The organism is Streptomyces sp. NPDC058741, from assembly GCF_042746715.1.
In the GTDB taxonomy this organism is placed as follows: Bacteria; Actinomycetota; Actinomycetes; order Streptomycetales; family Streptomycetaceae; genus Streptomyces.
Genome location: NZ_JBHYQH010000057.1, coordinates 1 through 14,008, shown reverse-complemented (window position 1 = coordinate 14,008; position 14,008 = coordinate 1). Strand labels below are relative to the sequence as shown.

Below are 14,008 nucleotides of genomic sequence, written 5' to 3'. Positions count from 1 at the left end.
ACGGGGTCGGACGCGGGTTCGGTGCGGGCCGCGCACGGGGTCGGACACGGATTCGGCACGGGTCGGGCACGGGTCGGGCGCGGGGTCGGACACGGCTCGGTCAAGGCTTGGGCGCGGGGTTGGGCGCGGGGTTGGGCACGGCTCGGTCAAGGGTTGGGCGCGGGGTTGGGCGCGGGGTTGGGCGCGGGCCGCACGGGGTCGGACGCGGGTTCGGTGCGGGCCGCGCACGGGGTCGGACACGGATTCGGCACGGGTCGGGCACGGGTCGGGCGCGGGGTCGGACACGGATTCGGCACGGGTCGGGCACGGGCCGGGCGCGGGGTCGGCGCGGGCCACGCCACGCCGCGGCGCCTCGTCCCCACGGAGGGCCGCCCCGGCGGGCGCCGGTACGAGCACCGGGTACGAGCCGGAACGGGCACGGGTCAGGTCGGTTGTCGACAGCGGCCGGGCCCTTGCGGCGTCGTCACCCCGGTCCGGTGCGACCGTGCCCCGGGTGGTGCTCGCCCCTCACCACCGCGACCGGGCAGTGCGCGTGGTGCAGCACCGCCTGGCTGACCGACCCCAGCAGCAGGCCGGCGAAGCCGCCTCGCCCGCGCGCACCGACGACCACCAGCTGGGCCGACCGGCTCGCCTCGATCAGCGTCTCCCGCGGCCCCCCGTGCACCACCTCGTGCCGCACCGTCACGTCCAGGTAGCGCTCCTGACGGCCCGCGAGCGCCTCGGACAGCAGCCGTCGCCCCCTCCCGGCCGGTGCCGCCGGGTCCGCGGCACCCTGGGACGCGGGCCCGGGCGCGCCGCCGACGGTGTGCACCGCCACCAGCGGCACCTTCCGGCGGGCGGCCTCGGCGAACGCGAAGTCGACGGCCCTCTGTCCCGCGGCCGATCCGTCGACGCCCAGCACGACCGGACCGCCGGGGTGCGGCGGTTCGCGCACGACGAGCACCGGGCAGGAACCGTGCGCCGCCAGATGCACCGCGGTCGACCCCATGAGCAGCCCGGCGAAACCGCCCCTGCCCCGGGAGCCGATCACCAACAGCTGCGCGGCCCGTGACTGCGCCTCCAGCACCGTCACCGGCTCGGCCGCGACCACCACATGCCGGGTCTCCACCTCCGGCGCCTCCGCCCGCGCACGCTCCACCGCCCCGGCGGCCAGCCGGTCGGCGTAAGCCCGCAGTTCGTCGTCCGGCTGACCCACCCGCGCCCCCGTCCGCACGCACGCGTGCACCACCCGCAGGCGGGCTCCGCGCGAGCGGGCCTCCCGCGCGGCCACCGCCACCGCGGCGAGGCTCGACGCCGAACCGTCCACGCCCACCACCACGAGACCGCTCACCCTGTCTCCCTCGTGCAGCTGCCGACACGCGTCCCCCTTTCCAGGTTCACCCCGGCACGGCCGCACCGCGCAGGGGAGCGGCGGCGGACCCCGCCGGCCGCGCACGGCTGGGCCCAAGTCCGCCCGCGCAGGGACCTTCGGCCCTGTGACCGCGCTCCGCCCCGCGCCCATGGTGGGACCAGGAGGTGGACAACGGACCAGCGAGACTGCCGGAGGCCGACTCATGAGCACGCGAGGATCGCCGTACGCGTCCGGTCCGCCCGCGCCGCACGGACAGCACGGGGGCCCGGGTCCGAACCCGCTGAGGCGTCCGTCCGACCGGTTCGAGGCCTGGTTCCGCCGCTTCCTGATGGTCGTCCTCGCCGTGGGGCTCCCCCTGACGGCGATCGGCGTGGGGCAAGCGGCGTACGAGGCGTCGATGCGCACCGTGCACGAGCAGAGCGCGCAGCGGCACGAGGTCAGCGCCCGGCTGACCGAGGACGTCCCGGGCGCCAACGAGATGGCCAAGCAGCCCGCCTCGGTCCGCTGGACGGACGACGGCGTCCTCAGGACCGCGAAGGTCCCGGTGAAGTCGGGGACGTCCGAGGGCGCGACCGTACGGCTGTGGGTCGACCGCGACGGCCACGTCACCGGGCCGCCGGCGAACTCCGTCACCGCCTGGACGACCGGCGTCTTCGCGGGCGGCATGTCCGCGCTGGGCCTGGCCGTGTGCCTCGGGGCGGTGCGCGGGGGCGTGAGCCTGGCCGTGGACCGGAGGAGGTACGCCCGGTGGGACGCCGAGTGGGAGCTGGTGGAGCCGCTGTGGTCCGCGCGCTTCCGCCGCTGACCGGCGGGGGCCGGGGCGAGAGGGGCGCGCCGTGAGGCGGAACGGACCAAGCACGTCCGGACGTCGGTCCGGACCGGGGACGAGGAGGACGGCGATGCCGCACACCGAGGAATGGAGGGTCCGGCTCCATCTGTTCGAGGACGACCAGGGAGCGACCACGGCACAGGTGGTGCTCGACACCGGCACCACGACGCTCACCGGCCGCGGGACCGCGCACTGCCACCCCGCGGACGCGAACGTGCCCGAGATCGGTGAGGAACTGGCGGCGGGCCGGGCCGTACGGGACCTCGCCCAGCGCCTGCTGGACGCCGCCGAACGCGACATCGAGGGCATGGGCGCCGCACGCCCGCGCACCCGTCAGGCCCTCGCGTGGCCCCTGTGACCGGCACGCACCGAGCCCCGAGGGAGGGAGCCATGAGCGGACACCGGCTGTCCGACGAGGACGTGGCGGCCCTGGTCCGCGACGCCGCGGCCGCCCCGTCGATGCACAACGCGCAGCCCTGGCGCTTCCGGTACCACCGGCACGAGCACACCATCGAGGTCTGCGCCGACTTGGGGCGTGCCATGCCGCACGCGGACCCCGACACCCGCGCCCTGCACCTCGGATGCGGCGCCGCCCTGCTGAACCTGCGGGTCGCGCTCGCCCACCGGGGCTGGGGGACGGACACCCTGCTGCTGCCCGACCCCACCGACCGGACCCTGCTGGCGACCGTACGGCCGACCGGGCGGGACGACGGCACCAGCGGCCTCGCCGCGCTGTACCCGGCGATCCCCCGGCGGCACACCAACCGCTACCCCTTCGAGGAGCGGGACATCCCGGCGGACGTACGCACGGCCCTCGCTGCCGCCGCGCGGGCCGAGGGAGTGACCCTGGCCTTCCCGTCCCCCTGGCACCTGCAGGAGGTGCTGGAACTGGCCCGGGAGGCCGAGGCCCGCAACCTCACCGACCGGGGCAGCGACGAGGACCTCGCCCGGTGGACCCGCGGCGGCCCCTCGGAGACCGTGGGAGACGGGGTCCCCTCGTACGCCTTCGGACCGCGCCTGCGCGGAGGCAAGGCCCCCATGCGCGACTTCGCCGGTACGCGGCGGACACCGGGCAGGGCGGCCAAGGACTTCGAGCGCAACCCCCACCTGGCCCTCCTGAGCACCCCCCGCGACAGCCCGGAGGACTGGCTGCGGGCCGGGCAGGCCATGGAACGGGTGCTGCTGCTGGCCACGCTGGAGGGCCTGTCCAGCTCCTTCGCCACCCAGCCCCTCGAATGGACCGACCTGCGCTGGCCGCTGCGCGACCCGGTGACCGGCAGGGGCTTCCCCCAGATGGTGCTCCGCCTGGGCTACGGCCCCCCGGTCCCCGGCACCCCGCGCCGCCCGGTACCGGAGATCGTCGAGATCCTGCCCTGACTCGCCGACCGACCGGCGCGCCGGGAGGGCCGGGCTGTGTGGCCGCCACTCCTTCTCCCGCCCCGGCAGGAACTTCTCCATCTTCGCCTCGAAGCCCTGCTTCACCACGACCCCCGGTCCGCGTCGCCCTTCAGGAACGACGCGGCCGTCGACTCCATCCGCTCCCACGTGGCGTGCGGCGGGAGGATCTGCACGCCCCGGGCCTTGCCGAGCTCCGGCAGGAACGCCGGGGATGATGACCGCGGTCGGGCGGCGGCGCGCGTACGCCGTGCGGATCGCCCGGTCCAGCACGTTCGGCAGCTGCTCCGGCACCGTCAACGTCTCCACGAAGTCGGAGGCCACGTCCTTGAACAGCGTGTGCAGGTCCACCTCCTGCTGGTAGGAGCCGCCCATCGCGCTGCGCTGCGTCTGGCCGACGATCGCCAGCACCGGCACATGGTCCAGCTTCGCGGCGTACAGCCCGTTCAGCGGATGGGTCGCGCCCGGTCCCGACATCGCCGCGCACACGCCCGGACGTCCGCTGAACCCGGCGTGGCCGACCGCCTGGAACGCGGCATCTCCTCGTGCCGCGCCTGCACGAAACGCGCCTCGTTCTCGGCCCGGTCCCATGCGGCGAGCAGGCCGTTGATGCCGTCGCCCGGATAGCCGAACACCTGCTCCCCCCTACTCGCGCAGCCTCTGCAGGACGTGGTCGGCGACCTTGGCGCTCATGTACTACGACCTCCCGGACGTGGAAGTGAAGGGGAAGGGGCCACCCGTACGAGTGACCCTGGCGTCCGCGGAAAACCCGCGCGGGGTTTGGGAGTGGGGGCGGGGGGCAGGCGCAGGGGAGTGCTTCGGACAGGAGGCACGTCCGTGGGACCGGTGCCAGGCGCCGTCACCGGGCGGCCCCGTCCCTCAGCGGACGCGCTCCCACGGCGACCGTGCGATCCACAGCACCACTCAGGGAATTGCGACGCATCATGCCGACACGAACGAGCACGAAGCACCCCCACGACGACGCCCCCGACACCGCAGGAGCCTTCTCCCGGCTCCGCTCCCTGCCCGCCGGCCCCGAGCACGACGCCCTCCGCGACGCGATCGTCGAGGCCTGGCTGCCGATGGCGAACCGCATCGCCGGCCGCTTCCGCAACCGCGGCGAGGGCTTCGACGACCTGCGCCAGGTCGCCGCCCTCGGACTGGTCAAGGCCGTCGACCGGTACGACCCCGAGCGCGGCCACGCCTTCGAGAGCTACGCCGTACCGACCGTCACCGGCGAGATCAAACGGCACTTCCGCGACTACATGTGGACGCTGCACGTGCCCCGCCGCGTCCAGGAGCTGCGCAACCGCGTGCGCGTCGTCTCCCAGGACCTGTCCCAGACCATCCCGGGCCGCCGTCCCACCGTGGCCGAGATCGCCACGCACGCGAGGATGAGTGAGGAGGACGTCCAGGTCGGGCAGGAGGCCCTGGAGAGCTTCTCGGCGCTGTCCCTGGACGCGGAGCTGCCCGGCAGCGAGGGCGGGTACTCCCTGAGCGACGCGCTGGGGTCCACGGACCCGGCGCTGGAGACGGTGGTGGACCGCGAGGCCGTGAAGGCGCGGCTCGCCGCGCTGCCGGAGCGGGAGCGGGCGATCCTCTACATGCGGTTCTTCTCCGACATGACGCAGAGCCGCATCGCCGAGGAGCTGGGCATCTCCCAGATGCACGTGTCCCGGCTGATCAGCCGGTGCTGCGGGCGGGTGCGGGAGCAGGTCATGCGGGACGCGGCCTGATCCAGACCGGAGCCGGCGCCGCGCGGTCACCCGGTTGGCGGGTGCCGTCCCGCTAATGGGGTCCGGTCCCGCGCGCGGCCGCCGCGGGCGGGCTGTCATGGCAGAGGGGCACTGCTATCGAAGGGGTCCCCTCCATGCGCCGAACTCTCCACGTCCTGTCCGCAGCGGTCCTCACCGGATCCGCCCTGATGGCGTTCGCGCCCCTCGCGTCCGCCGAACCGGCCGCCGAGGTCTCTCCCGCCACCGTCGAGCCCGGCGGGACGGTGACGGTCTCCGTCCGGTGCGACCCGGCCGGAGGGGCTCCGGCCGACAGCATCGACGCCACCTCGCGGGCCTTCGAGGAGGGCACGGTCCCGCTGCGCCGGGTCACGGGCAACGACGACAAGGCGTCCGGCCCGTCCTACCGGGGCACGGCGAGGATCGCGTCCGCCGCACGCCTGGAGGGGGAACCGGGCGCCTCCGCTGAGGACTCCGCATGGGGCGGCGAGGGGGACGCCGACGCCCTGGGTGAGGACTCCTCCTGGAGCGGGGAGGAGGGCCAGGGCGCCCCGGGTGAGGACCCCACGTCGGGCGGCGAGGGCGGCACGGACGCCCTGGGTGGTGAGCCCGCGGGGAGCGGGAAGGGAGGTACGGACGCCCTGGACGGAGAGTCCGCGGGGAGCGGCGAGAGCGCCCTGGAGCCCCGGGGTGAGGGCGCTGAACGGTCTGGCGAGAGCGCCCTGGAGCCTCTGGGTGGCGGCGCTGAACGGACCGGCGGCAGCGGCCCGGAGTCTGCGGGCGAGGATTCCGCGTCGGGCGGCGAGGGCGGCACGGACGCCCCGGGTGGGGAGCCCGCGTCGGGCGGCGAGAGCGGCCCCGAGCCTGTGGGTGAGGAGCCCGCGCGGACCGGCGGCAGCGGCCCGGAGCCTGCGGGTGAGGATTCCGCGTCGGGCGGCGAGGGCGGCACGGACGCCCCGGGTGCGGACTCCGCGTGGAGCGGCGACGGAGGCACGGACGCCGCGGGCGAGGGTTCCTCCTCCAGCGTTCAGGGCACCACGTGGAGCGTCGAAGGCGTCTGCCCGGCCGCTCCCGGCGGGAAGGGCGAGCCGTGGAGCACGACGTTCACGGTGGCGCACGGCTCCGGTCACCACAAGCCGTCCCACCGGCCCACGCACGAGCCCTGCCCGGAACCGACCCACCACCCCCGACCGCACCACTCCGAGCCGTATCCCGCCGACTGCGGCGCGGCGGCCGTCCAGCGCGGGGTCCGGGCGGGGGACGGCGGTGCCTTCACCGACTCGGTGCCGGCGCTCGTCGCGGGCGGGGTGCTGATCGCGGGCGCGTGCGGTGCCGCCGTGCACCGGCTGCGCAACCGGGGGAGCGACCTCCGCCGCTGACCCGCCCGCCGCCCCGGAGCACGGTGCCTTCCCCGGCCCGGCCCGATCATGCTGTGACCGTCATGACCCGGCCGGGACCCATGGGGCGGCGGCACAGTGGGTACTCGACGGGGGCACGGACGGCTCCGCAGGCACCCCCGCGCGCGGGGGACGGCACCCGCGCCGAGGGCGGCGACAGGACACGGCGGCACGAGGCACTGCGGAGGTACGGATGCGGCGGACGGACCCGGAAGGCCACGGCCCCGTCCGGTTCGGGCCGCCGCTCCCCGAGGACGGACTGCCCGTCCTGCCGGAGCTGTCCGCGGTGCTGGCCGCCGCCGCCTCTCGCGGGGACCACGAGCCCGTCGGCGGCGCCGAAGCCCTGCGGGAGGCCGCCTGCGGCTACTGGGAGCGGCGGGGACTGCACTGCGACCCCGCTCGTGCGGCCGCAGCCCCCGGCGCTCCCGCCCTGCTGCTCGCGCTGACCGCCGCCCTCGGCGGCGACGTCCTCGTGCCGAGGCCCTGCGCCGCCCGGTGGGCTCCGTACGCCCGGCTGCTGGGACGCCCCGTCTTCCATGTGCCGACCCCGCCGGAGAGCGGCGGCGTGCCCGATCCGTACGCACTGCTGGAGACCGTCCGCCGGGTCCGCGCCGAGGGCGGTGACCCGCGTCTGCTGGTGCTGTCCGTCGCCGACGACCCCACCGCGACCGTCGCCCCGCCCGAACTGCTGCACGAGACCGTCGAAGCGGCCCAGGGGGAGGGCCTGCACCTGGTCAGCGACGAGACGTGGCGCGACACCCTGCACGACCCGCACGGCACCGTGCTGCTCAGCCCCGCCGAGATGCTGCCCGACCGGGTCACCGTCGTCAGCGACCTCGCCGGCGCCCTGCTCCCGCCCGGCTGGCCCGCCGCCGTCGCCCGCTTCCCGGCGGGGGAGGAGGCCGACGGCCTCCACGCGCGCGTGCTCGACGTCCTCACGGCCCTGGACGCCCGCGTCGCCGCCCCGGTCGCCGCCGCGGCCGGATACGCCCTCGGGGAACCGGAACCCCTCACCGCGCGCGTGGCCGCGACCGTGCGCCTGCACGCGCGCGTGGCCGCCGAGGCGCACGCCGCGGTCGTCGCCGCCGGCGCCCTCGCCCGGCCCCCGCGGGCCGGCCGTCACCTGTACGTCGACCTCGGCCCGCTGCGTCCCGCGCTGAGCGCGCGCGGCGTCGGCGACGCACAGGAGCTGGAGGACTTCCTCTCCGCCCGCCTCGGCATGCCCGCCCCGGGCGGCCACCGCTTCGGCGACGGCCTCGAAGCCCCGCGCGTGCGGCTCTCGACCGGCGCACTGGTGTCCGGCTCCGACTCCGAGCGCGCGGAATGCCTCACCTCGCCCACGCCGTTGGAACTGCCGCACGTGCAACGCGCGTTGAGCCGACTGAAGTCGGTGTTCGACGATCTCCGCGACGAAGCTCAGCGATGGGAGCCTCCTCGATGACGCAGCAGTCCGAGTCGACCAGCACGACGACCAGCACGCCCACCCGGGAGGCCGCCGACCCGATCCTCCCGCCTTCCCTCGCGGCCCCGTACCCGCCGCTGGCCGAGCCCCGGCCGCTGGCCGAGCGGAGAGTGTGGCCGCGTACCTTCCACGACCGGCTGACCGCCCCGCTGCCCGGGCTGAAGGCCATGGCCCGCTTCGCCCGTGAAGGCGCGGTGAGACCGGGCCCGGAGGGCCTCGCCGACATCCCCCGTCTGCCCTACGCCCCGGCCCCGGTGCCCCACGTCGACGCGCACACGGTCGCGGTCACCTGGGCGGGGCACGCAAGCTGGGTCGTGCGGATCGGCGGACTGACCGTCCTCACCGACCCGGTCTGGTCGCGCCGCATCCTCGGCACCCCGGCCCGCGTCACCCCCGTCGGCGTCCCCTGGGAGGACCTGCCGCGCGTCGACGCCGTCGTCATCAGCCACAACCACTACGACCACCTCGACGCCCCCACGCTGCGCAGGCTCCCGCGCGACACCCCGGTGTTCGTCCCGGCCGGGCTCGCCCGCTGGTTCCACCGCCGCCGCTTCACCCGCGTCACGGAGCTCGACTGGTGGGAGGCGGCCGAACTGGACGGCGTCCGCTTCGACTTCGTCCCCGCCCACCACTGGTCCAAGCGCACCCTCACCGACACCTGCCACAGCCTGTGGGGCGGCTGGGTCCTCACCGCCCAGGACGGCCGGCGCGTGTACTTCGCCGGGGACACCGGCTACGGCCACTGGTTCTCCCGCATCGGCCGCCGCTACCCGGGCATCGACCTCGCGCTGCTGCCCATCGGCGCCTACGACCCCCGCTGGTGGCTCAGCGACGTCCACTGCGACCCGGAGGAGGCGGTGCAGGCGGCCCGGGACCTCGGCGCGGCCAGGATGGCGCCGATGCACTGGGCGACCTTCGTCCTGTCGGCGGAGCCGGTCCTGGAGCCGCTCACCCGCGTCAGGGCGGCCTGGGAGAGGACGGGCCTGCCCCGGGAGAACCTGTGGGACATGCCGATCGGCGCCTCCAGGGTGCTGTGACCGCCCCGGCAGGAGCTACCCCACCCGCCGCACCACGACCGGCACCGCGCTGATGACCAGGGTCACCCCGACCGCCGCCAGCACCCCCTGCCACGGCTCGTCGAACAGTGACCCGCCGAGGATCCCGATCAACTGGTACGTCAGGGCCCAGGCCAGACAGGCCGGCAGATTCCCCCGGGAGAACCTCCGCAGCGGCCACTTCGCGAGCAGGCAGGCCAGCATCACCGGGATACGGCCGGCGGGCAGCAGCCGGGACAGCACCAGCACGGCTATCCCGTGCGCGGCCAGCTTCCCCTGCGCCTGCTCGAGGCGGTCCTCCGGCGCCCGCGCGCGCAGCGCCTCCAGCCAGCGCGACCCGTTCTTCGACGTCAGCCCCCGCCGCCCCAGCCAGTACAGCGTGGCATCGCCCAGGAACGCCGCCGTCGACGCCGTCAGGAACACCAGCGCCATGGAGAACGGCGCCGCCTGGTGGAAGGCGACCACCGCCGCCGAACTCACCAGCGCCCCCGTCGGGATGACCGGCACCAGCGCCCCGAACAGCACGAGCAGGAACAGCGTGGGATAGCCCAGTGCCCGCTGCGTGGACTCCGGCACCAAGGACGCCGGTGCGGCCGACGCCGTCAGCAGGGGCGCGACCACCTGCGCCACGGACCCTGACCAGCTCATCGAGCGCCCCCCAGGCGCACGCTCTCCCCGTGCTCCAGCCGGTGCACCGCCACGCCGGGCGCGCGCCGGGCCGCCAGCCGTACGAACTCGTCGCCCGGCGCGTGGAACTCGTGGGGGCGCACGGCGTCCATGCCGATCGGCCAGTACGTGCCGTAGTGGACCGGCACCGCACTGCACGGCGCCAGCCGTGCCAGCGCCTCGGCCGCCCGGCCCGCGTCCAGGTGCCCCTCGCCCAGGTACGGACCCCAGCCGCCCACCGGCAGCAGCGCCACCTCGACCGGCCCGACCTCCTTGGCCATCTCGTCGAACAGCCCGGTGTCCCCGGCGAAGTACGTCCGGGCCTCGCCCTCCACCACATAGCCGAGCGCGGGGCATCGGTGCCGTCCCAGCGGCCGCCGCCGTCCGTCGTGCCGCGCGGGCACGGCCCGTATGACGAGGTCGCCGACCGGTGTCTCGTCACCCGGTGCCACCTCGCTGATCCGCAGGTGCGTGAGCCGGCGCAGAGCGGGGACGGCCCGGCGTGCGCCCCGGGGCACGAGCAGGCGCGTGCCCGGCGCCAGCCGCATCAGCGACGGCACGTGCAGGTGGTCGGCGTGCAGGTGCGACACCACGGCGACGTCCGCGTGGTGCGCGTCCGGGGGCGGCAGCGCTCCGCGCCGGCGCCGCAGGTGCGCGAGCCGGCGCGCGAACAAGGGATCCGTGAGCACGCGTACGTTCGAGTCCTGGACGGTGCAAGTGGCGTGACCCCACCAGGTGATCTCCACCGGCACTTCTTTGCCTCCTTCGCGCGACTCCCCGAAGCCTACGTGCAGGAGTAGGGTCGGCGGCGAAACCGGAGGTGAGGGGGGACGCCATGGGGTCGGTCCGGGTCACGGCGATCGCGAGTCTGACGCCGCTGGAGGAGCTGGACGAGGATCCGTTCCTGGTCGACTCCCGCAGCCAGCACGCGATGTGCGCCCGCTGGGCGGCCGAGCGGGGCTACGTGGTCATCCGGGAGTTGCTGGTGCGGGGGCTGCGGCCCGACCACGGTGCTCTGTGGGACGGCGTCCGGCCCGGGCTCGACCTGTTCGTCGCCCCCAGCAGGCGGGTCCTGGAGAGCGCGCTGGCGTCCGTGGAGGAGTTCACCGCGGAGTGCGCGCGGCGGGGCGTGCGGGTGAAGACGGTGGGCCGCGCGGAGCCTGCGTACGACGCGGAGATGAAGGCGTGCGTGCACCGCCGGCTGTCGATGCCGACGGCCGGCTACGACGGCCGCTGACCGGCCGGTCCGCTCCGCGCGTCGAAGCCCGGCGCCGGAGACCGGCATGCCCGCGCGCCCGGCGAGCAGAAGAGTGCGGTGGGCACGTGCAGGGCGATCCCGGCCGGTGGCGCCCGTGGAACGGCGCAGGTCCCGCGAGCGTTGAGAGACTGGTGGCAGGAAGCCCGCGGCGACGGCGGGCCGGGACGTGAAGGTGGCTGGACGTGCGGGGCGTGCGGTGGCGACGGGTCGCGAGTCAGGTGGGGCGCAGCGTCGCCGTGTGGGCGGTCTCCACCCTGACCATGCTCGTGCTCGCCGGGATCCTGCCGGACTTCCGGCTCCGTTCCGAGAGCGGCGACAGCGCGACCGACATCGCCGTCACGGCGGCCGTCGGCGCCGGTGCCTTCGGTCTGCTGTCGGCCGTGGTGTGGCCGCTGCTCGTCCGGCTGCTGCTCCTCGTCCCGGCGCTCGTGCTCGGCCTGCTGGTGTTCTTCCTCAACGGCGCCCTGTTCCTGGTCGCGCTGCGCCTGACGCCCGCCGGGCAGGACACCGCCGCCCCGCAGACCGCCGTCGTGGTCGCCGCCGTGATGTCGGCCGTGGCGTCCGCGACCGGCGGTGCCCTGGCCGTGCGCGACGACGACGCCTACCGCCGCAGGCTGTACCGCCTATCCGGCCGCCGTCGCCGCAGGTCGGCCCCGCCCCGGCCGGCCAGCCCCGGCACCCTCTTCCTCCAGCTCGACGGCGTCGGCCACGACGTCCTGCTCGACGCCGTCAACAGGGGCCTGATGCCCACCGTCGCCCGCTGGCTCGGCACAGGCGACGGCTCCGGTCCCACCCACCGGCTCACCCCCTGGCGCACCGACTGGTCCAGCCAGACCGGCGCCAGCCAGCTCGGCATCCTGCACGGCAGCAACCACGACGTGCCCGCGTTCCGCTGGTACGAGAAGGACACCCGCGAGGTCGTCGTCTGCAACCGCCCGACCAGCGCCGCCGAGCTCCAGCGCCGGGCCGTCGGCTTCGCCGGTCACGGCGGGCTGCTCACCGTCGACGGCGCCAGCCGCGGCAACCTCTTCAGCGGCGGCGCCGACGAACAGGCCCTCGTCCTGTCCATCACCACCCGCCGCCGCGGCCCGGAGAACCGCTCCCGGTCGGGCTACTTCGCCTACTTCTCCGACCCGGCCAACGCCGTGCGCACGGCCCTGTCCTTCGTCGCCGACGCCGGCCGGGAGACAGGCCAGTCGATCCGGGCCCGGATGCGCAAACAACGCCCCCGGGTTTCCCGAGGGGGTCTCTACCCCTTCATCCGGGCCTTCGCGACCGTCATCGAACGCGACGTCGTCGTCGCCTCCGTGATGGGCGACCTGCTCGCCGGGCGCACCGCCGTCTACGCCGACCTCGTGGCCTACGACGAGGTCGCCCACCACTCCGGCCCGGCGAGCGGCGACGCCCAGAAGGTCCTGGCACGCCTCGACCGGTCCCTGGCCCTGATCGAGAACGTCGCCGAGCACGCCCCGCGCCCCTACCGGATCGTCGTGCTGTCCGACCACGGCCAGAGCCCCGGCGAGACCTTCCGCTCCCGCTACGGCCTCACCCTCGGCGACCTCGTCCGGGCCGGATGCGGACTGCACGTGCCGCGCAGGGCGGAGCGCACCCGCAGCGGGGCGGAGGCCCGCGCCGCCGTCCGGGCCGCGCTGCGCCGCCCCGTCGAGGAGGCGGGCGAGCAGCACCGCCCCGTGCACCGCGAGGAGCCGATCGTGCTGGCCTCCGGCAACCTCGGCCTGGTCTCCTTCCCGGACGTCCCGCACCGGATGAGCAAGGAGGAGATCGACGCCCGCCACCCCGCCCTGCTGGCGACCCTCGCCAACCACCCCGGTATCGGCTTCCTGCTGGTCCGCAGCGAGGAGCACGGCGGTGTCGTCCTCGGCGCGTACGGCGCCCAGATCCCGCTGGCCGACCTCGACGACGATCCCGGCCCGCTCGCCCCGTTCGGCCCGGGCGCGGCCGAGGCGGTCCGCCGCACGCACTCCTTCCCGCACACCGCCGACATCATGGTCAACTCCTTCTACGACCCGGCCGACGGCGAGGTCCTCGCGTTCGAGGAGCAGATCGGCTCCCACGGCGGCCTCGGCGGCCCCCAGACCAGGCCCTTCCTGCTGTCGCCGCTCTCCCTGTCGGCGCCGGTGCCCGACGGCCGCGAACTCGTCGGCGCCGAGCACATCCACCGGGTGCTGCGCCGCTGGCTGCGCGAGTCGAACGGCCCCCAGGTGCCGCTGGAGTCGCGCGAGGAGCGCGCCGCCTGACGCGTTCCGCGTGCCGCGCGGCCCCCGTCGCGTGCCGGAGGGCCGGTCCTGCGCGTGAGCCGATCCGGAGTGTGATCGGATGGTGGCCAGGAACCCGGCCACGGTTTCCGGATACCCACCGAAAGGATGCGGCATGGCAACCACGCGCTCCGCCCACACCGTCTGGGAGGGCAACCTCTTCAAGGGCAACGGTGTCGTCACCCTCGACTCCTCCGGCGTCCTCACCGAGCAGCCGGTCACCTGGGCCGCCCGCACCGAGGAGCCGGGCGGCAGGACGAGCCCCGAGGAGCTGATCGCCGCGGCCCACTCCAGCTGCTTCTCGATGGCCTTCTCCAACATCCTCGACAAGGCCGGCAACCCGCCGACCAAGCTGGTGACCTCCGCCGATGTCACCTTCCAGCCCGGTGAGGGCATCACCGGCATCCACCTCACCGTCGAGGGCACCGTCCCCGGCATGGACGAGGAGGCCTTCCTCGCCGCCGCCGAGGAGGCCAAGGTCGGCTGCCCGGTCAGCCAGGCCCTCAAGGCCACGCCGATCACCCTGACCGCGAAGCTGGCCTGACCCGCCGCGCCGAGCGTCGCGCGGGCGGCCCGACCGGGGGCC

General features: G+C 75.4%; 13 protein-coding genes and 1 pseudogene. 10 read left to right on the top strand and 4 right to left on the bottom strand.

Annotated elements, in window-relative coordinates; all coding sequences use genetic code 11:
* Positions 1-463: 463 nt before the first annotated feature.
* A complete protein-coding gene (locus tag ACFW6P_RS29290) occupies positions 464-1,330 on the bottom strand; it encodes a universal stress protein (RefSeq protein ID WP_386354891.1) in 867 nt (288 codons plus the stop codon).
* A 223-nt stretch (positions 1,331-1,553) separates the two neighbouring features.
* Here ACFW6P_RS29290 and ACFW6P_RS29285 point away from each other — a divergent pair, with 223 nt between their 5' ends.
* From ACFW6P_RS29285 to ACFW6P_RS29275, 3 genes are all read left to right on the top strand, one after another.
* Positions 1,554-2,156, top strand: coding sequence for a hypothetical protein (locus tag ACFW6P_RS29285; RefSeq protein WP_386354894.1), 603 nt, complete (start codon positions 1,554-1,556; stop codon positions 2,154-2,156).
* A 94-nt stretch (positions 2,157-2,250) separates the two neighbouring features.
* A complete protein-coding gene (locus tag ACFW6P_RS29280; RefSeq protein ID WP_386354897.1) occupies positions 2,251-2,538 on the top strand; it encodes a dsRBD fold-containing protein in 288 nt (95 codons plus the stop codon).
* A 32-nt stretch (positions 2,539-2,570) separates the two neighbouring features.
* Entirely contained in the window at positions 2,571-3,557 is a 987-nt protein-coding gene (locus ACFW6P_RS29275) for an Acg family FMN-binding oxidoreductase (protein ID WP_386354899.1), read from the top strand.
* A 228-nt stretch (positions 3,558-3,785) separates the two neighbouring features.
* Here the strand turns inward: ACFW6P_RS29275 and ACFW6P_RS29270 are convergent.
* A pseudogene (locus tag ACFW6P_RS29270) lies at positions 3,786-4,268 on the bottom strand (thiamine pyrophosphate-binding protein); the annotation flags it as partial.
* A gap of 251 nt (positions 4,269-4,519) precedes the next feature.
* Here ACFW6P_RS29270 and ACFW6P_RS29265 point away from each other — a divergent pair.
* The 4 genes from ACFW6P_RS29265 to ACFW6P_RS29250 all read left to right on the top strand — a co-directional run bounded on the left by ACFW6P_RS29265 (position 4,520) and on the right by ACFW6P_RS29250 (position 9,204).
* Positions 4,520-5,311: an RNA polymerase sigma factor SigF gene (locus tag ACFW6P_RS29265; protein ID WP_386354902.1), complete on the top strand. Its 792-nt coding sequence runs from the start codon at positions 4,520-4,522 to the stop codon at positions 5,309-5,311.
* Between the two features lie 134 nt (positions 5,312-5,445).
* On the top strand, positions 5,446-6,687 hold the full coding sequence (locus ACFW6P_RS29260) for a hypothetical protein (protein ID WP_386425385.1): 1,242 nt from the start codon (positions 5,446-5,448) through the stop codon (positions 6,685-6,687).
* A gap of 211 nt (positions 6,688-6,898) precedes the next feature.
* Complete coding sequence (locus ACFW6P_RS29255) at positions 6,899-8,146, top strand: aminotransferase class I/II-fold pyridoxal phosphate-dependent enzyme (RefSeq protein ID WP_386425382.1); 1,248 nt, start codon at positions 6,899-6,901, stop codon at positions 8,144-8,146.
* Complete coding sequence (locus tag ACFW6P_RS29250) at positions 8,143-9,204, top strand: MBL fold metallo-hydrolase (protein ID WP_386354909.1); 1,062 nt, start codon at positions 8,143-8,145, stop codon at positions 9,202-9,204. The genes ACFW6P_RS29255 and ACFW6P_RS29250 overlap by 4 nt, the downstream gene beginning before the upstream one ends.
* A gap of 15 nt (positions 9,205-9,219) precedes the next feature.
* On the opposite strand, the gene ACFW6P_RS29245 is transcribed toward ACFW6P_RS29250, so the two are convergent.
* Together ACFW6P_RS29245 and ACFW6P_RS29240 are read right to left on the bottom strand one after the other, a co-directional pair.
* Positions 9,220-9,870, bottom strand: a complete 651-nt coding sequence (locus ACFW6P_RS29245; protein WP_386354912.1) for a DedA family protein — start codon at positions 9,868-9,870, stop codon at positions 9,220-9,222.
* A complete protein-coding gene (locus ACFW6P_RS29240; RefSeq protein ID WP_386354915.1) occupies positions 9,867-10,640 on the bottom strand; it encodes an MBL fold metallo-hydrolase in 774 nt (257 codons plus the stop codon). Before ACFW6P_RS29240 ends, ACFW6P_RS29245 begins: the two co-directional genes overlap by 4 nt.
* Positions 10,641-10,723: 83 nt before the next feature.
* On the opposite strand from ACFW6P_RS29240, the gene ACFW6P_RS29235 reads away from it, so the two are divergent.
* The 3 genes from ACFW6P_RS29235 (at position 10,724) to ACFW6P_RS29225 (ending at position 13,966) form a co-directional block, all read left to right on the top strand.
* Positions 10,724-11,125 carry a hypothetical protein gene (locus ACFW6P_RS29235; protein ID WP_386354917.1) on the top strand — a complete coding sequence of 134 codons (402 nt, stop codon included), beginning with the start codon at positions 10,724-10,726 and terminating at the stop codon, positions 11,123-11,125.
* 203 nt (positions 11,126-11,328) lie between these two features.
* Entirely contained in the window at positions 11,329-13,404 is a 2,076-nt protein-coding gene (locus ACFW6P_RS29230; protein WP_386354920.1) for a phage holin family protein, read from the top strand.
* Positions 13,405-13,537: 133 nt separating this feature from the next.
* On the top strand, positions 13,538-13,966 hold the full coding sequence (locus ACFW6P_RS29225) for an OsmC family peroxiredoxin (protein WP_386354923.1): 429 nt from the start codon (positions 13,538-13,540) through the stop codon (positions 13,964-13,966).
* Positions 13,967-14,008: the final 42 nt, after the last annotated feature.

Coding starts and splice junctions, on each gene's coding strand:
- ACFW6P_RS29280 (WP_386354897.1), top strand. CDS start 2,251: ATGCCGCACACCGAGGAATGGAGGGTCCGGCTCCATCTGTTCGAGGAC.
- ACFW6P_RS29260 (WP_386425385.1), top strand. CDS start 5,446: ATGCGCCGAACTCTCCACGTCCTGTCCGCAGCGGTCCTCACCGGATCC.
- ACFW6P_RS29285 (WP_386354894.1), top strand. CDS start 1,554: ATGAGCACGCGAGGATCGCCGTACGCGTCCGGTCCGCCCGCGCCGCAC.
- ACFW6P_RS29250 (WP_386354909.1), top strand. CDS start 8,143: ATGACGCAGCAGTCCGAGTCGACCAGCACGACGACCAGCACGCCCACC.
- ACFW6P_RS29275 (WP_386354899.1), top strand. CDS start 2,571: ATGAGCGGACACCGGCTGTCCGACGAGGACGTGGCGGCCCTGGTCCGC.
- ACFW6P_RS29235 (WP_386354917.1), top strand. CDS start 10,724: ATGGGGTCGGTCCGGGTCACGGCGATCGCGAGTCTGACGCCGCTGGAG.
- ACFW6P_RS29245 (WP_386354912.1), bottom strand. CDS start 9,870: ATGAGCTGGTCAGGGTCCGTGGCGCAGGTGGTCGCGCCCCTGCTGACG.
- ACFW6P_RS29255 (WP_386425382.1), top strand. CDS start 6,899: ATGCGGCGGACGGACCCGGAAGGCCACGGCCCCGTCCGGTTCGGGCCG.
- ACFW6P_RS29265 (WP_386354902.1), top strand. CDS start 4,520: ATGCCGACACGAACGAGCACGAAGCACCCCCACGACGACGCCCCCGAC.
- ACFW6P_RS29225 (WP_386354923.1), top strand. CDS start 13,538: ATGGCAACCACGCGCTCCGCCCACACCGTCTGGGAGGGCAACCTCTTC.